Here is a 17,427-nt window from a genome sequence, read left to right on the forward strand (position 1 = left end):
CTGATGAAGGAGCACCATGAACCGCACCAAGCGTCTCGCTGTCATCGCCGGTCTCGGCGCCGCCGTCGCGGGCGGGCTGGTCGTCCCCGCGGCCGCCTGGGCCGCCGACCCGACCCCCTCCGCGTCCTCCTCGGCCACCTCCGGGACCACGGCCGACACCGGAGAGCGGGGCCCGCGCGGCGGCCACGGCGGCCGGGGCCTGCACGCCACCGAACTCGCCAAGGCCCTCGGCATCGACGAGGCCAAGGTCACCGCGGCCCTGCGGGAGCTCCGCGAGAGCGGCGGCACCGACCGGCCCGCCAAGGACGGCCAGCCGCCCACCGAGGCGGAGCGCGAGGCCGCCCGGCAGAAGATGGCCGAGGCTCTGGCCGCCAAGCTCGGCGTCACCGCCGACAAGATCACCTCGGCCCTGAACGCCCTGCAGCAGCAGCGCGCCGCCAAGGCCGAGGCCGCGCTGAGCGAGCGGCTCAAGACGGCCGTCACCGCCGGCACGCTCACCCAGGCCGAGGCCGACGCCGTACTCAAGGCCCATAAGGCGGGCCTGCTCGGCGGCGGCCGCGGAGCGCACTGACACACGCCCCTCCGTCCACACCAAATGAAGATCGTTTGGTGAGAAATGCACGTCGAACCGGCCTCGGAGACGCGAACTTCTCATCAAACGATCTTCATGAGCGGGAGAGCGCGGCCCGGCGCGCCCTTGCCTCGTGCGGCACGTCACGCCCGCCCGGTGCCGGTGCCGGTGCCGGTGCCGGTGCCGGTGCCGGTGCCGGTGCCGGTAACAAGTGTGTTCCGGGACGTACCCGCTGTTGCCTTGTTCGGACATTCGCCTCTATAACCCTCTTTTCAGCAACAAACAGGGGGACGTGATGCGGGGACAAGAGAAGCGGCGCGGGACCGTGCGTGCGGTCACGGCCGCGCTCGCCGGAGCCCTGGTCGCGGGAGCGGTCGTCGGAGCCGTGGCCCGGCTGCTGATGAGCGGCGTCCTACTCGCCGCCGACCTGCCGGTCTCCTTCTCGGCGGGCGGAACGGCGGCGGTTCTCGTCGCCTTCGCCGTGCTCGCCGTACCGGCCGCCGCGACCGCGACCGCACGCCCCGCGATCAGGCGCGCGGGACGGTGGGCGACGGCGGCCGTGACCGGGTGGGGTTCCGCACGGACCGGACTCAGCGACGCCAAGGTGCTGCTGCTGGCGGACGAGAGCCGGCTGGCGGTCGTCGCAGGGGTGATCGCGGCCTTCGCGGTGGCGGTGGCGGCCCACGGGCGGCTCGCGCAGTACGCGGCACGCCGCCTCGCAGGCCCGCCCGCGACCGCCGGGGATCCTGCCGGAGGGGACGCGACCGGAGGGGACGCGGCTCCGCTCGCCGCGACCGCCCCGGCGTCCTGAGGCCGCCGGGTCCGTCGTACCCCCCGGGCGGAGAGGCGCGCCGGTGCGGCGCCGGGGGAGCCATAAACTGGCGCCCGTGATCGAGGACATCTGGGTGGACGCCGCCGTCGCCGAGCTGAGGCCGGACTTCGCGGTGCTGGCCATGGGCGTGTACGGCCTGCGCAACGGGCCGACGGACGACAGGTCCCGGGCCTGGCTGGCCGAGGCGGCGGAGAAGGCGGTGACGGCCGAGGACCCGAAGGTCGAGGCGTGGCGGGAGGCCTACCGGGCGTTCGGCGCCAAGCCGCAGCGGACCCGGCCGTCGGTGGACGCGCTGGTGCGGCGGATGCCGCTGCCGGAGATCAACCTGGTGGTCGACGCCTACAACACGATCAGCGTCCGGCACGGGCTGCCGATCGGGGGCGAGGACCTGGCCCACTACGCGGGCGCGGCCAGGCTGGTCCGGGCGGCCGGGGACGAGCCGTTCGAGGTCGTCGAGAGGGGCGAGCCCGCGATCGACCACCCGGAGCGCGGCGAGGTGGTCTGGCGCGACGACCGGGGCGTCACCTGCCGCCGGTGGAACTGGCGGCAGTGCGTGCGGACCCGGATCACCGAGGAGACCGTGGACGCGCTGTTCCTGCTGGAGCGGCTGGAGCCCATGTCCCTGGAGGAGCTGACGGCGGCCGGGGACGAGCTGGCCGCGCTGCTGGAGGAGATCACGCCGGGCGTCCGGGTCGGGTCCCGACTCGTCACCGCCGGCTGAGCGGCCGCCGGCCCGGGCGGACACGAACCGCCCGGACGTGCACGGATACGGCGTCTGCGCCCCGCGGGACGCCGGCCCGTCACCGCCGGGACGGGCCGGAGAGGCCTCTCCCGGTCCTCACAATCCGCAGACTTAATGTGTGATGAGCGTGTGATTGCTCACCTTCGACCGGAGGGGGAATGGCCGCCACCTCGGGGCGAACCCCCGGGGGGTGACCGTTTTACCGCCTTCTGGGAGGATCGTCTACGGGCCTGCGGCTAGATGGGCGCAGGCCCAGGTCCAGGAGAGTAGCCTTGGACCGGTTCTCCATCATCAACGCCGATCTGCGGAAGAGGGCGATTTCCGCCGTGTCGTCTGAGTCGTCGCGGACAAACCCGCTGGCAGCCTTTGGTCAAAACGAATGGCTTGTCGACGAGCTGTACCAGAAGTACCTCCAGGATCCCGAGTCCGTGGACCGTGCCTGGTGGAACTTCTTCGCTGACTACACCCCCGATTCCGGGTCCGGCAGAGCCGCGGCCCAGGGAGCGGCCACCGCCGCGCCCCCGACACCCGCCACGGCCCCGGCAACTCCGGCCGCCGCGACGACCACCCCCACAGCGCCGAAGGCCGAGCCGGCCCCGGCGGCCAAGCCCAAGCAGGAGACGCAGTTGCCCGCCGGTGCCGAGGAAGTACGACTCCGTGGCGCGGCCGCCAGGACGGCGGCCAACATGGAGGCCAGCCTCGTGGTCCCGACGGCGACCAGCGTGCGCGCCGTCCCGGCGAAGCTGCTCATCGACAACCGCATCGTGATCAACAACCACCTGTCCCGCGGCCGCGGCGGCAAGGTGTCGTTCACGCACCTCATCGGGTTCGCGGTCGTCAAGGCCGTCAAGGCCCTGCCCGACATGAACCACTCCTACGCCGAGGTCGACGGCAAGCCGGTGCTGGTCAAGCCCGAGCACGTCAACCTCGGCCTGGCCATCGACATCCAGAAGGGCGACACCCGCCAGCTCCTGGTCCCGTCGATCAAGGCCTGCGAGGAGATGGACTTCCGCCAGTTCTGGGTCGCCTACGAGGACGTCGTGCGCAAGGCGCGGGCGGGCAAGCTCGGCGTCGACGACTTCGCCGGCACCTCGATCTCGCTGACCAACCCGGGCACGATCGGCACCGTGCACTCGGTCCCGCGCCTGATGCAGGGCCAGGGCGCGATCATCGGCGTCGGCGCGATGGAGTACCCCGCCGAGTACCAGGGCGCCTCCCCCGACACGCTCTCCCGCCTGGCGGTGAGCAAGGTCATGACGCTCACCAGCACCTACGACCACCGGATCATCCAGGGCGCCCAGTCGGGCGACTTCCTGCGCCAGATCCACCGGCTGCTGCTGGGTGAGGACGGCTTCTACGACGAGATCTTCGAGGCGCTCCGGATCCCCTACGAGCCGGTCCGCTGGGTCCAGGACATCTCGACCACGCACGACGACGACGTGGCCAAGTCCGCCCGGGTCATCGAGCTGATCCACGCCTACCGGGTCCGCGGCCACCTGATGGCCGACACCGACCCGCTCGAGTACAAGCAGCGCAAGCACCCCGACCTCGACATCAAGTCGCACGGGCTGACCCTGTGGGACCTGGAGCGCGAGTTCGCCACCGGCGGCTTCGGCGGCAAGCCGCTCATGAAGCTGCGCGAGATCCTCGGCGTGCTGCGCGACTCCTACTGCCGCACCATCGGCGTCGAGTACATGCACATGCAGAACCCCGAGGAGCGCGCCTGGATCCAGGCGCGGGTGGAGCGCCCGTACGACAAGCCCGCCCGCGAGGAGCAGCTGCGCGTCCTGGAGCGGCTCAACACCGCCGAGGCGTTCGAGACGTTCCTGCAGACGAAGTTCGTCGGCCAGAAGCGCTTCTCGCTGGAGGGCGGCGAGTCGCTGATCCCGCTGCTCGACTCGGTGCTCTGCGCCGCCGCGCAGGACCAGCTCGACGAGGCCGTCATCGGCATGGCCCACCGCGGCCGGCTCAACGCGCTGGCCAACATCGTGGGCAAGTCCTACGGCCAGATCTTCGGCGAGTTCGAGGGCAACATCGACCCGCGCAGCTCGCACGGGTCCGGCGACGTCAAGTACCACCTGGGCGCCACCGGCGACTTCGCCTCGCCGAACGGCGCCAAGATCAAGGCCTCGATCGTGGCCAACCCCTCCCACCTGGAGACGGTCGACCCGGTCCTGGAGGGCGTGGTCCGCGCCAAGCAGGACCTGCTGGAGCGCGGCGAGGAGGGCTTCTCCGTCCTGCCCGTGCTCGTGCACGGCGACGCGGCCTTCGCCGGCCAGGGCGTGGTGGCCGAGACGCTGAACCTCTCCCAGCTGCGCGGCTACCGCACCGGCGGCACCGTGCACATCGTGGTCAACAACCAGGTCGGCTTCACCACCTCGCCGGCCTCCTCGCGCAGCTCGGTCTACGCCACCGACGTGGCCCGGATGATCCAGGCCCCGATCTTCCACGTCAACGGGGACGACCCCGAGGCCGTGGTCCGGGTGGGCCGGCTGGCGTTCGAGTACCGCCAGGCGTTCCGCAAGGACGTCGTGATCGACCTGATCTGCTACCGGCGCCGCGGCCACAACGAGGCCGACAACCCGAGCTTCACCCAGCCGCTGATGTACGACCTGATCGACGCCAAGCGCTCCACCCGCAAGCTCTACACCGAGGCGCTGATCGGCCGGGGCGACATCACGGTGGAGGAGGCCGAGAGCGCGCTCCGCGACTACCAGGCCAAGCTGGAGAACGCCTTCGCCGAGACCCGCGAGGCGCTCAGGGAGCCGACCGGCGAGTTCGCCCGCCCGGTCGACCTGGAGGCCATCCCGTGGTCGCACGCGGACACGCCGACCGGGATCTCCGAGGAGACCGTCAAGCGGATCGTCGACACCCAGCTCAACCTGCCGGAGGGCTTCACCGTCCACCCGCGCCTGCTCCCGGTGATCCAGCGCCGCGGCCAGATGGTCGCCGAGGACCGCGTCGACTGGGGCATGGGCGAGACCCTGGCCTTCGGCTCGCTGCTGATCGACGGCCACCCGGTCCGCCTGGTCGGCCAGGACTCCCGGCGCGGCACCTTCGTCCAGCGGCACGCCGTGCTGGTGGACCGGGTCACCGGCGCCGAGCACACCCCGCTCAAGACCTTCAACGAGGGCACCACGAAGTTCTACGTCTACGACTCGCTGCTGAGCGAGTACGCCGCGCTCGGCTTCGAGTACGGCTACAGCGTGGAGCGCCCCGAGGCCCTGGTCTGCTGGGAGGCGCAGTTCGGCGACTTCGTCAACGGCGCCCAGTCCGTCATCGACGAGTACATCACCGCGGGCGAGCAGAAGTGGGGCCAGCGCTCCGGCGTCACCCTGCTGCTGCCGCACGGCTACGAGGGCCAGGGCCCCGACCACTCCTCGGCCCGCATCGAGCGCTTCCTGCAGATGTGCGCCCAGGACAACATGACCGTGGCCCAGCCGACCCTGCCGGCCAACTACTTCCACCTGCTGCGCTGGCAGACGAAGTCGAACCGGCACCGCCCGCTGGTGGTCTTCACGCCCAAGTCGCTGCTGCGGCACAAGGCGGCGGTCTCGGCGGTCTCCGAGTTCACCTCGGGCTCGTTCCGCCCGGTGCTCGGCGACACCACGGTGAACCCGGCCGAGGTCCGCAGGGTCGTGCTCTGCTCCGGCAAGGTCTACTACGACCTCGCCGCGGCCCGCGAGAAGCTGGGCCGTACCGACGTGGCGATCGTCCGGCTGGAGCGGCTCTACCCGTTCCCGGCCAACCCGCTCGCCGCGGAGCTGGCCCGGTACGGCGAGGGCGTCGAGCTGGTCTGGGCGCAGGACGAGCCGGCCAACATGGGCCCGTGGCCGTTCCTGACCCTCAAGATGGCCGAGAAGCCAGACACGTTCGGCGGCCGGCCGGTCAGGCGGGTCTCCCGCAAGGCCAACTCGTCCCCGGCGACCGGCTCGCACGCCACGCACGAGGCCGAGCTGAACCAGATCCTCGACGAGGTCTACTCCTGATCACCGTCTGATCACCGTCGTCGGAGGTCCCCCGCAGGAACGCCTGTGGGGGACCTCCGCGTTACAGAACACGAGCACCAGAGAATTTCACGGCAGGGAGAACGATGTACTTCACCGACCGGGGTATCGAGGAACTGGTCACCCGCCGCGGCGAGGAGGAGGTCGGCATCGCCTGGCTGGCCGAGCGGCTGCGCGAGTTCGTGGACCTGAACCCCGAGTTCGAGACCCCCGTGGAGCGGCTGGCCACCTGGCTGGCCCGGCTCGACGACGAGGACGAGTGACCCGGGACCCGCATAACACGACATATCTTGACCATCCCCTCAACGCGACATATCGTGTTACCAGAGGGAGGTCGCAGACATGCGTCAATGGACCATCGACAAACCCGAGCAGCTCACCTTCGGCGCGGTGCGCAGGCTGAACGTCCGGATCGTGGCGGGCAGGCTCGCCGTGCTGGCCAGTGAGGGACCGCCCGGCCTGGAGGTCACCGAGGTCGGCGACCCGCCCCTCCTGGTGACCCACGAGGAGGACGGCACGCTCACGGTCACCTACAAGGACCTGACCTGGGAGGGCCTGCTCGGCTGGCTCCGCCCCGGGCGCCGGAGGGCCACGCTCACGCTGACCGTGCCGAAGGACTGCCCGGTCAGCGCCGGGGTGGTCTCCGCCTCGGCCGTGGTCGCCGGGTTCGAGACCCGCACCTCGGTCAGGAGCGTCTCCGGCGGGATCGTGCTCGACGGGGTGAGCGGCGAGGTGCAGGCCGACACCGTCTCCGGCGCCGTGGAGAGCCGCGGCCTGGTCGGCGACCTGTCGTTCAAGAGCGTCTCCGGTGAGCTGACCGTGGCCCGCGGCACACCCCGCCGGCTGAAGGCCACCACCGTCTCCGGCCGGATCACCGCCGACCTGGAGCTCCCCCCGACCGGGCACGTCACGCTGAACAGCGTCTCGGGCGAGATCGTGGTACGGCTCCCGCACGAGGTCGCGGCGGACGTGGCGATCCGTTCCACCTCGGGCAGGATCGGCACGGGCTTCTCCGAGCTCGACCACGCGAGCCAGCCCGGGCTGAAGACCGTGTCCGGACGGATCGGCGGAGGCATGGCCTCGTTGACGGCCACCACCGTCTCCGCCGACGTCACACTGCTGAAAGGAGAACCGGGGATGGACCAGCGGACCGGTGAGGAGCCGCGCGGCACGGCGCCGGCGGACGGGGAGGCGTCATGAGCCCCGTCTTCGGCCACGGACGGCTCCGCCTGTACCTGCTCAAGCTCCTGGACGAGAGCCCCCGCCACGGCTACGAGGTGATCCGGCTGCTCCAGGACCGCTTCCTCGGCGTCTACTCCCCCTCGCCCGGCACGGTCTACCCGCGCCTGGCCCGGCTGGAGGAGGAGGGACTGGTCACCCACGAGGTGTCGGAGGGCAAGAAGGTCTTCTCCCTCACCGACCGGGGCCGCGCGGAGCTGAACGACCGCCTGGACGAGCTGGCCGAGCTGGAGCAGGAGATCTCCGACTCCGTCCGGGACATCGCCCGCGAGGTCAAGGAGGACGTCCGCGACACGGTCAGGTCGCTGCGCGAGGAGCTCACCCAGATGGCCCGCGACGTGCGGCGGGGGACCAAGGAGGACGAGCGCAGGGCCAAGGACGACTTCCGGCGGGCCCGGCAGGAGCAGCGCGAGGCCTGGCGGGAGTACAAGACCGAGTGGGACCGGCACCGGCACGAGTGGAAGCACGAGACCGACCGCTGGAAGCACGAGTGGAAGCGCATCTGGGCCGAGGGCTTCCCCGGCCAGGGTTCGCCCGACTCCGACGCCCGGCTCGGGCAGATGCTGGCCGAGTTCGCCGAGGAGGTCCGCGGGGACGCCGCGCGCGGGCAGGTGACCGAGGAGACCCTCGCCACCGCGCAGGACGCCCTGTACGACGCCGCCCGCCGGATCAGGGACGCTCTGAGATGATCCTGCTGTACGGCCCGCGCCCGCCCCTCCTCCGGCCGGGGCCCGCGCCCCGCACGCCCGGGCCGGCCGTACCCCGGGAGAGTCCGGAGCACAGCACCGAGGACCCCGCCGACGACCGCGCCCGAGCCGGGGTCACACGGTGAAGACGATCTTCCCGAAGACGTCGCCCCCGTGCATCGCCGCGAACCCCTCGCGGGCCTCGGCCAGCGGGATCGCGCGGTCGATCGGCGGGCGGACGCCGGTCTGCTCCAGGAACCGGGCGAGCCTGGCCAGCTGGTCCCGGGTGCCCATGGTGGAGCCGACCACCGAGAGCTGCAGGAAGAAGACCCGGTTCAGATCGGCCGGGGGGACCGCGCCGCTGGTCGCCCCGGAGACCACGATCCGGCCGCCGGGCCGCAGCGACTTGAGCGAGTGGTCCCAGGTGGCCTGGCCGACGGTCTCCATGACCGCGTCCACCCGCTCGGGCAGCCGGGCGCCGGGCTCGAAGACCTGGTCGGCGCCGAGTTCCCGTGCCCGCGCCCGCTTCTCCTCCGACCGGCTGGTGGCCCAGACCCGGTAGCCGCCGGCCCGGCCCAGCGCGATCAGCGCGGTGGCCACCCCGCCGCCCGCCCCCTGCACCAGCACGGTCGCCCCGGGCTCCAGCCCGGCCTTCTCGAACAACATCCGGTAGGCGGTCAGCCACGCCGTGGGCAGGCAGGCCGCCTCCTCGAAGCCGAGCGCGGCGGGCTTGGGCACGAGGTTGCGCCGGGGCACGGCCACCCGCTCGGCGAAGGTGCCGTCGTGCGTCTCCGAGAGCAGGGACCTCTTCGGGTCGAGCGTCTCGTCGGCCCCGGTGCCGATCACCGAGTGCACGATGACCTCGTTGCCGTCCTCGTCGAGCCCGGCGGCGTCGCAGCCGAGCACGATGGGGAGCCGGTCCTGGCGGATGCCGACGCCCTTGAGGGTCCACAGGTCGTGGTGGTTGAGCGCGGCGGCCCTCACCGTGACGGTGGTCCAGCCCTCCGGCACCTCGGGCTCGGGATGCTCGCCGAGCGTCAGCCCGGCGAGGGGGTTGTCGGGGTCCGTCTGCGTTGCGGTTACGGCGAACATGGCCGCACCCTACGCCTCCGCCCGGCGGAGGCCGCGATCGCCCCCGCACCGCCCCCGCCTCCGGCGCGCCGCGGACTCTGCGTTGCGGCCGGTCCCGGCCCGCGAGCCCATGCTCCGCCCGCGTGACCGGCCCGGACGCCGGGATCCCCTATTTCTCCGGTTTTATCCGGATCTCGGAGACGATGCGCTCCACGGAGCCGCGGTCCCCCGAGGCGGCGACGTAGAACCCGTTCTGGCAGGTCTCCGCGGAGGAACGGCGGCGCTGCTCGATCACGGACAGGTCGATCGCCCCGGTGTCGCAGTCCGGAACCGGCGCGATCACGGTCAGCGTCTCCCGAGCGCCGCCGAACCAGAGCTGCGGCCCGGCCTGCTCTCCCCGGAGCAACTGGCCGGGGCCGGCCAGCCGGACGGGGTGCTCGGCGGAGAGCACCAGGTAGCCGTCCTTGGTCGTCCTGCCCCGCAGGTTCTCCGCCCAGAGCATGCGCTGCTCGAAGGTCATGCCCTGCGGGGTGTCGCGCAGGGCGACCGACCAGCGGCCGAAGTCGAAGACGATGACCTGGCCGCCGACCGGGCTCTCGGCCGGCCAGAGCGTGGCCCGGTCCCCCAGCTCCCGGATCATGGGCCGTCCCCGGGAGATCGCGGCCACCCCGCCGGGCGGTGCGACCAGCTGGCGGAAGACGCCGATGTATCCGTCCAGCCAGGCGCCCTGGGCGGGGCGCACCCCCATCCCGGCCAGGCCCAGCTCGCCGGGGTAGCTCACCTCGGCCCGGGTCCCGTCGGGGAACACGACGTCGATGGACTCCCTGCCGCCGCGGCGCCGCACCTCGGGTTCCAGGGCGTTGGGCCCCTGGTCGGCGAAGGTCGCGGTGGCCGCGGGGACGGGGGGCGGGGGCGGCTCGGCGACCGTGGCGGGCTCCCGGCCGGCGAGCAGGGCGGCCACCGGGACGACCACGAGCACGGCCAGGACCGCGCCCCCGATCCAGCGCCGGGGCCCCCTGGGCTCCTCGGCCTCGATGATGTCGTGCGGACCGGCGACCACGGTTCCGGCGCCTCCCGGGGGAGTTGGGCTTTGGCCCATCTTCGGCTCGGGGCCGCCGCGGATCCATGACCTGCCGGTCACGAATTCGGATCGGTCCGCCACCGGATCGTGACATCCGCCGAGCACGGCTCACCGCGCCGCGGCGTTCCCGGGACGGCTCACCGTGCCGCGGCGTTCCCGGAAGACCGCTCACCAGGTCGCGGCGTTCACCGCGCCGTCGGGGACGAGGCGGACCTCGCGGCCGACGAGCTCGGCCGCCTCGGCCTCGGCCATCAGGCCGGGGTCGCGGACGCAGGCGTGCGCGCGGGCTCCGCCGGGCAGGTCCACGACGAGGATCCCGCGCTCCGCCGCGCCGTCCCTCCCGTGGGCGACGGTGTACCCGGCGACGGTCGCCGTCCCCTCCCAGGTGTCGGCGATCGGCACGGGCTCGGCGGTGTGCACCGGTACGGCGGCGCCCCGCAGCCCGGCGAGCCCGGCGCCCGCCCCGCTCCCGGGATCGCCGCCCCTCCCGCCGCCGAAGGCCTCACCCGGCTCGGTGGACCAGACCGCGTAGGTGTGCTTGGTCAGGTGCATGCCGACCCCGGTGACCAGGCCGTGGACCGGTCCGGGACCCGGCTCGGCCCGCAGGCGCCGCGCCATCGCCGCGGTGGAGTGCAGCACGTAGACGCTGACCGGCGCCCCGGCGTACGGCAGGCCGCCGGTGACCGTCAGGCCCCGCGGGTCCAGCGGGTCGATGCCGGTCGCGGCGCAGGCGGCGCGGAGCGCGACCGCGAAGCAGCTGTAGAGGTCCAGCGCGCCGAGGTCGTCCGCTCCCACCCCGGCCCGGGCGAAGGCGTGCCGCGCCGCGGCCGCCATGGCCGGGGAGGCGCCCATGACCGGCCGGGCGGCGACCTCCCAGGTGTCCTCGGCGTAGGCCCAGCCGCGCAGGTGGACCCGCCGGTCCCGGGGGATCCCCAGCCGGTCGGCGAGCCCGGTGCTGACCATGATCACCGCGGCGGCCTGGTCGACCTCGGCGAGCGCGACGGTCCGCTTCGTGTACGGCCAGCCGACGAACCGGTTCTGCGCCGAGGGGGTGACGAGCTCCTCGGGCGTGCGGACGACCCGCTCCCAGGCGTGGGGGTTGGCGGCGGCGACCCGGGTCATCGGGGCCATCATCCGGCCCCTGCCGCGGAACTCCTCCTCGATGGACTCCCCCGCGGCGGCGCGCCGCGCGGTCTCCATGATCGGATAAGTGTGCACGGGCAGGAAGAGCTCGTGGGCCAGTTCCGCCGGGTGCGGCGGGCGCTCCCAGCCGTAGGGCGGCCTGGGGTGGGCCGGGTGGCTCCAGGCGGGGCGCTCTCCGGCCCTGCGCAGCGCCCTGCGGGTGGCGAACGCCTCGGCCCCGGCGACCAGCGCGGCGTCCATCTCCCCCGCGGCGATCGCGGCGGCGGCCGTACCGAGGAGGGTCTGCGGGGCCGTGCCGCTCACCGTGGAGTAGACGCGGTGGCGGGGGTCGGCCTTGAGGCGTTCGGCGAGGCGGGCCACCGGGTCGTCGTACTGCCAGGACTCGGTGTAGACGACCTGGATCGAGTCGAGGCGCTCCAGCAGGCCGGGGGCTCCGGCGTCGGCGGCCGCCTCGCGGGCGGCCAGCTCCCACAGGTCCAGCGGTTCCGGGGCGGGGAGGTCGCGGACGGTGTGCTGGGCGACGCCGACGAGACATGGGGTACGGGGGTCCGGGCTCATGCGGACATCGAACCAGAACGTCATTCGGTTTGCTAGGGCAGAGTTCCCGGAGTTATCCGAGAAACCATTGCCGACGATTGTTGCGGGTGGTGCGAAAGATGCTCGAAAATATGCCGCCAGACCCGCTCCACCTGCGAGGATGCCTATTCGTTAAATGATAACCAGCGGTTATCTCAATAACAGGATCGCATCGGCTGGAACCGTCCCAGACTTTTTCGCGTCAATTCCTGGCCGAGCGGTCGATCCATTCAGTAGCGTTCCGATCGTTTTCCTGGCGACGGGAAGTCCCGCCCGCCGCCGAGAACGAGAGGAGCTCCATTGAATTCCCGAGCACGGCGCCTCACGATCCCCCTCACCGGCCTTCTCATGATCGCCGGAGCGATGGGCGCCACCAGCACCGGCGCGAGCGCCGCCGCCGGACCCGGCGACGTGGTCGCCTCGTCCGCCTCGGAGTCGGCCTCCCAGGCCACCTCCTTCTGGTCGCCCGACCGCATGCGCAAGGCCACCGACGCGACCGGCGACGTCGACCTGAGCGTCAGCGGCGGCAAGGCCTCCCCGTCCGCGGGTCCCGACGGCAAGCCCGGATCGGTCCCGCCGATCGGCCAGGAGGGCGCCAAGTCGCCCAAGAGCAAGCAGGTCAACCTGCCCAACACCGTCGGCCGGGTCTTCTTCACCCTGCCCGGCGCCAACCCGCTGGACCCGAAGAGCTGGAAGTACTGCTCCGGCAGTTCGGTCCAGAGCAAGTACCGCAACCTCGTCGCCACCTCGGCGCACTGCGTGTACGACGTGAAGACCAACCGGTTCTACGACAACTGGATCTTCATCCCGTCCTACTGGGACGGGGACCAGGCCTGGAACGGCAAGAACCCGTACGGCATCTACGCGGCCAAGACGTTCAACGCCCATGACGACTTCGTCGTGAAGGAGGACTACGACTTCGACTACGCCTTCGTCAACGTCCACTCCGGCTTCAAGGTGAAGTGGGAGAAGAAGGACGGCAAGTGGAAGCCGGTCTTCACGAACGTCGGCCGGCTCGGCGACAACGTCGGCGGCCAGGGCTTCGCCTGGAACCAGAAGGTGAAGAGCAACGTCTTCTCCTTCGGCTACCCGGCCGGCCCCCACCCCGACGGCGACAAGCCCTACACCGGCCGCACCATGAAGTGGTGCTACGGCACGACCGGCGCCATGCCGGCGGCCCCGCGCTACAACATCCAGGAGCACATCGGCTTCAAGTGCGCCTTCACCGCGGGCGCCAGCGGTGGACCGTGGCTGCTGAAGTACAAGAACTCCAGCCGGACCGGCTACCTCGTCGGCGTCAACAGCGTCGCCTGGGACACCGACAAGAACGACCGCTACGACAGGATCTCCTCGCCGTACTTCAACGGCGACACCTACCAGGTGTACAAGGTGGCGGCCAACCGCTGGACCAAGTAGGAATGACCGACGCACGCCGACCGTCAGGCCATTCGGTCGGCAGGGCGCCCTTCAGGGGCCCGGTCCACCCGGACCGGGCCCCTTCGCCGTCCGCGGGAACCCGCGCCCCGCCCGGACGGGGCCGTACGGCGGAACGCCGGAAGGCGCGGCCCCGGAAGGCGCGGCCTCAGAAGGCGCGGCCTCAGAAGGCGCGGCCTCAGAAGGCGAAGACCGAGCCGGTGGCGGCGTGCGTGGCGCAGGGGTTGGTGAAGGTCCGCTCGTAGCGGTGGGTCTTGTCGTCCCAGGTGCCGACCGCCAGCACGGTGACCGGGTCGTACTCGGCGGTGCACGCCCGGCCCCCGGCGGGCGTGAGCGCGGCCGGGTCGCCGCCCGCCGCGGCCAGTTCCCGGCACGCCTCACCCCCCCTGGGGTGGGTGCCGGAGACGGGGTCGCACCGGAGCATGACGTGCCGCGCCCTGGAGAGCGGCGACACCATCATCAGAGACGACTCCCCCTTCACGATGCTCAGCGTGAACACCCTCGAATCGGCTGCCGGTTCCCCGGCGGCCCGGCCGTCCGGGTACGGCTCGCCGGAGTGGAGCACGGCGGCGGCGGCCGTACCGGAGAGGGCGAACAGGAGCGACCCGGCCGCGGCCAGGCAGAGAAGACGACGCATGAGACCCCCCGATCCCGCGTGACATCGATCGTTCCAATCCTGTCCGCACGGCTCGGCGCGGGCAATCACCGGTCCCGGCGTTTCCCCAGGTCAACGAGGGGGTATGGCGAGCCGCCCGGCGCTTGGTCAAGGGAAGGTAGATCAGACGAGATCCTGAGGGTTTTGGTTCCACTCACTAAGTAACGAAAACGTAACGGTCTTCATGAATGTCCGATTTATGTCTCTTTAGGGCTTCTTTACCGGCTACGGTCTCGTCTTGTCTCTTTACGCATGCGTGAGTTGCGTCCCGAGCGACTCATGACAAAGAAGGAGCTCCATTGAACTCCCGAGCCAAGCGCCTCACCCTCCCCCTCGGCGGCGCACTCGTCGCCTCGTCCATGATCGGCGTCTCCCTCGCGGGCACCGCCGAGGCCACCTCCGCAGCGCCCGACCGCAAGACGGTGACGCTCGCCAGCTCCGGTAACGCGAAGGCCATCGCGGGCTACTGGACCCCCGGCAAGCTGAAGTCCGCGACGACCTACGTCGCCGAGTCCACCGCCTCCGGCTCGCTGCGCTCGGGCGCCTCCCGCGCCTCCGCCGACGGCAAGGCCGGTCTCGTCGCCCCGATCGGCGGAGAGGGCGCCTCGGCCGGCAGGTCGCGCAACGTCAACCTGCCGACCACCGTCGGCAAGGTCTTCTTCCTCGACGACAAGGGCCGCGAGCGCTGGTGCTCCGGCAGCTCCGTGCAGTCGAAGTACCGCAACCTGGTCGCCACCGCCGGCCACTGCGTCTACGACACCGACACGAACAAGCCCTTCAGCAACTTCGTGTTCATCCCCGGCTACTACCAGGGCAAGGCCCCCTGGGGCGTCTACGTCGGCGCCAAGGTCAACGTGCACTACGACTTCGACGTCTACGAGGACTACGACAAGGACTACGCCTTCGTCAACGTCTACAACGGCATCAAGCAGACGGGCGTCAAGGAGGTCACCGGCGCGGAGTACGACAAGGCCAAGGGCTTCAAGTACACCGAGGACCGGGCGATCACCCAGGACGAGTTCGAGCAGGGCTTCGCCAAGTACGGCCAGCTCGGCCCGTACTGGAAGAAGCTCTCCGACCCGGACGTGCAGACGGTCGGCAAGCCCGCCGACGTGAGCAACGCCAACATCGAGGACTACATCAAGGACGGCAAGGGCGGCGTCAAGCTGACCGCCGTCGAGGTCACCGAGTACGACTACAAGAAGGCCCCCGCCGGCAGCTGGGACAATAACTCCCGGTTCGAGCGCTTCAGCGACGACCAGGGCAAGGTCGGCATCAGCAAGGAGCAGTACGACAAGCTCCTCAAGGACAAGGCCGCCGGCAACTTCCTCGGCAAGCTCGAGGCCGTCAAGGACGTCAACGGCACCGAGATCGCCTGGTACAAGACCCAGTACTTCGTGAAGAAGTGGGTCAAGACCACGGTGAAGGAGCTGTACTTCCACACCCGCTACCACGTGATCCTGCTCGCCGACGCCGGCCGCCTCGGCGACAACGTCGGCGGCCAGGGCGTCGCGTGGAACCAGAAGACCGGCAAGAAGGTCTTCGCGTTCGGCTACCCCGCTGCCGCGCACCTGGACGGCGACAAGGTCTACAGCGGGCACACCATGAAGTGGTGCTACGGCACCACCACCAACGCCCCCGACGTCCCGGCGTACAAGGCCCAGGAGCACCAGGCGATCACCTGCGCCTTCACCCCCGGCGCCAGCGGCGGCCCGTTCCTGCTGCACTACCGGAGCAGCAAGCGGACCGGCTACCTCAACGGCGTGGTGAGCCTCACGATCGACAGCAACAACAACGACCGCTACGACCGGGTCACCACCCCGTACTTCGACGGCGAGACGGCCGGCATCTACAAGTACGCCGCCAACCTCTGGACCGGGAAGTTCCCCACCTCCTAGGTTCCGGCGCCCGTCCATGACCATGGACACGCGGTGAAAGGCCCGGAGTCAACCCTCCGGGCCTTTCCCGTCTTGACAGGGCGCTTACGCCTCCGGCGGCATGATGACCCGATAACGACGTCAGAGCAGTTCCATGCGGCATGCTGCCCAAAACTCAGTTGATCTGGAAAAATCACCCCTTGCAACTATCCAGGGTTTTCTGACCACGAAGGGAATGCCTCCCATGTCCCCCCGCGCACGGCGGATCGCTACCACGCTCGGCGCCCTGCTGGCCGCCTGCGTGACGGCGACCTCCGCGTTCGCGGGCGGTGCCGCGGGTGCCGCGACCGTCCCTTACGAGCTGACCCCGAGCGGTGTCACCTCCATCAAGCTGACCAAGAGCGGCGCGGACATGAAGCGGATCGCGGAGTACTGGAGCCCGGCCCGGCTCAAGGAGGCCCAGGACAACACCCCCGCCACCCCCGAGGTCAAGCCCACCGGCGGTGCCACCGCGGCCCCGGCCTCTCCCACGCCCGGCGGCACGGGCACCGCCTCCCCCGCCTCCTCCGGCGCGGAGGGCACCGCCGCGACCGGCGCCTCGAAGACCTCCGCCGCGAAGAACGACACGCTGCAGCCCGTCAAGCCGGCGCCCCCGGTGAAGAAGGCCGGGGCCTCCGGCGGCAACCCGATCACCGTCGGGAAGGTGTTCTTCCGGCACGGGGACAAGGACTACTGGTGCTCCGCCACGTCGGTGGCCTCCGCCAACCGCAACCTGGTCGCGACGGCCGCGCACTGCGCCTACGACGCCAAGCAGGGCAAGCAGGCCGAGTACTGGATCTTCATCCCGGGTTACGACAAGGGTGCGACGCCGTACGGCATCTACGTCGGCCACTCGATCAACCTGCACGACCGCTTCCCCGGCTGGGGCGACTACGACTACGACTACGCCTTCGTCGCCGTGCACGACGGTTTCCGGTGGGCGCCGGGCAAGACCGCGGGCTCCTACACGATGGAGAACGTCGGCAGCCTGGAGGACAACGTCGGCGGGCAGGGGCTGACGGTCAAGCGCGGGATCGGCCTGCTGACCTTCACCTTCGGCTACCCCGCCGCCCCGCACAACGACGGCTCCCGGCCCTACGACGGCCGGGTCATGAAGCGGTGCGACGGCCGTACCGGCAAGCGGACCGCCCCCGCCCGCCTGGTGGAGTACGGCATCGCCCTGACGTGCACGTTCACCGCGGGGGCGAGCGGCGGCCCGTGGCTGGTCGACTACGATCCCCAGCGGGCGCTCGGCTACCTCAACGGCGTCAACAGCTTCGCCTGGGACACCGACGTCAACGGTCGCTACGACCTCATCTCCTCGCCCTACTTCACCGCCTCGACCCACGTCGTCTACCGGTGGGCGGAGAACCAGCGGGCGCCGAAGCCTTAAAGGGACCTTAAATGAACCTTAAGGCAGCCTTAGGCAATCTTTGACTCAGCGGCTGCCTGCGTAGGTTCGTTCCTTGTCGTC

General features: G+C 71.1%; 14 protein-coding genes. 10 read left to right on the forward strand and 4 right to left on the reverse strand.

All coding sequences use genetic code 11. The features are described from left to right. Positions 1-16: 16 nt before the first annotated feature. The 7 genes from FHS22_RS27445 (at position 17) to FHS22_RS27475 (ending at position 8,080) form a co-directional block, all read left to right on the forward strand. On the forward strand, positions 17-571 hold the full coding sequence (locus tag FHS22_RS27445) for a hypothetical protein (RefSeq protein ID WP_184946253.1): 555 nt from the start codon (positions 17-19) through the stop codon (positions 569-571). A 325-nt stretch (positions 572-896) separates the two neighbouring features. Next, positions 897-1,382 (forward strand): hypothetical protein, encoded by a 486-nt coding sequence (locus tag FHS22_RS27450; protein WP_184946255.1) that lies wholly within the window; start codon positions 897-899, stop codon positions 1,380-1,382. A 76-nt stretch (positions 1,383-1,458) separates the two neighbouring features. Further along, positions 1,459-2,124, forward strand: a complete 666-nt coding sequence (locus tag FHS22_RS27455) for a phenylalanine--tRNA ligase beta subunit-related protein (RefSeq protein ID WP_184946257.1) — start codon at positions 1,459-1,461, stop codon at positions 2,122-2,124. Between the two features lie 347 nt (positions 2,125-2,471). Beyond that, positions 2,472-6,134 carry a multifunctional oxoglutarate decarboxylase/oxoglutarate dehydrogenase thiamine pyrophosphate-binding subunit/dihydrolipoyllysine-residue succinyltransferase subunit gene (locus FHS22_RS27460; protein ID WP_184946259.1) on the forward strand — a complete coding sequence of 1,221 codons (3,663 nt, stop codon included), beginning with the start codon at positions 2,472-2,474 and terminating at the stop codon, positions 6,132-6,134. Between the two features lie 104 nt (positions 6,135-6,238). Then, positions 6,239-6,415 (forward strand): DUF6104 family protein, encoded by a 177-nt coding sequence (locus FHS22_RS27465; RefSeq protein ID WP_184946260.1) that lies wholly within the window; start codon positions 6,239-6,241, stop codon positions 6,413-6,415. Positions 6,416-6,494: 79 nt separating this feature from the next. Then, positions 6,495-7,352, forward strand: a complete 858-nt coding sequence (locus FHS22_RS27470) for a DUF4097 family beta strand repeat-containing protein (RefSeq protein ID WP_184946262.1) — start codon at positions 6,495-6,497, stop codon at positions 7,350-7,352. After that, positions 7,349-8,080, forward strand: a complete 732-nt coding sequence (locus tag FHS22_RS27475) for a PadR family transcriptional regulator (RefSeq protein ID WP_184946264.1) — start codon at positions 7,349-7,351, stop codon at positions 8,078-8,080. The genes FHS22_RS27470 and FHS22_RS27475 overlap by 4 nt, the downstream gene beginning before the upstream one ends. 132 nt (positions 8,081-8,212) lie before the next feature. Here the strand turns inward: FHS22_RS27475 and FHS22_RS27480 are convergent, their stop codons facing one another. From FHS22_RS27480 to FHS22_RS27490, 3 genes are all read right to left on the reverse strand, one after another. Then, positions 8,213-9,169 carry a zinc-binding dehydrogenase gene (locus tag FHS22_RS27480; protein ID WP_184946266.1) on the reverse strand — a complete coding sequence of 319 codons (957 nt, stop codon included), beginning with the start codon at positions 9,167-9,169 and terminating at the stop codon, positions 8,213-8,215. A gap of 148 nt (positions 9,170-9,317) precedes the next feature. Next, positions 9,318-10,208: a hypothetical protein gene (locus FHS22_RS27485; protein WP_184946268.1), complete on the reverse strand. Its 891-nt coding sequence runs from the start codon at positions 10,206-10,208 to the stop codon at positions 9,318-9,320. Between the two features lie 189 nt (positions 10,209-10,397). Beyond that, complete coding sequence (locus FHS22_RS27490) at positions 10,398-11,930, reverse strand: acetyl-CoA synthetase (RefSeq protein ID WP_184946269.1); 1,533 nt, start codon at positions 11,928-11,930, stop codon at positions 10,398-10,400. A 318-nt stretch (positions 11,931-12,248) separates the two neighbouring features. Here FHS22_RS27490 and FHS22_RS27495 point away from each other — a divergent pair, with 318 nt between their 5' ends. Next, positions 12,249-13,364: a trypsin-like serine peptidase gene (locus FHS22_RS27495; RefSeq protein ID WP_184946271.1), complete on the forward strand. Its 1,116-nt coding sequence runs from the start codon at positions 12,249-12,251 to the stop codon at positions 13,362-13,364. A 196-nt stretch (positions 13,365-13,560) separates the two neighbouring features. On the opposite strand, the gene FHS22_RS27500 is transcribed toward FHS22_RS27495, so the two are convergent. Then, on the reverse strand, positions 13,561-14,019 hold the full coding sequence (locus FHS22_RS27500; protein ID WP_184946273.1) for an SSI family serine proteinase inhibitor: 459 nt from the start codon (positions 14,017-14,019) through the stop codon (positions 13,561-13,563). 317 nt (positions 14,020-14,336) lie between these two features. Here FHS22_RS27500 and FHS22_RS27505 point away from each other — a divergent pair, with 317 nt between their 5' ends. After that, positions 14,337-15,935 (forward strand): trypsin-like serine peptidase, encoded by a 1,599-nt coding sequence (locus tag FHS22_RS27505; RefSeq protein WP_184946275.1) that lies wholly within the window; start codon positions 14,337-14,339, stop codon positions 15,933-15,935. A gap of 223 nt (positions 15,936-16,158) precedes the next feature. Beyond that, positions 16,159-17,346 carry a trypsin-like serine peptidase gene (locus FHS22_RS27510; RefSeq protein ID WP_184946277.1) on the forward strand — a complete coding sequence of 396 codons (1,188 nt, stop codon included), beginning with the start codon at positions 16,159-16,161 and terminating at the stop codon, positions 17,344-17,346. Positions 17,347-17,427: the final 81 nt, after the last annotated feature.

It is taken from the genome of Thiemannella venezuelensis, from assembly GCF_014203605.1.
GTDB classification, from domain to species: Bacteria; Actinomycetota; Actinomycetes; order Streptosporangiales; family Streptosporangiaceae; genus Planomonospora_A; species Planomonospora_A venezuelensis.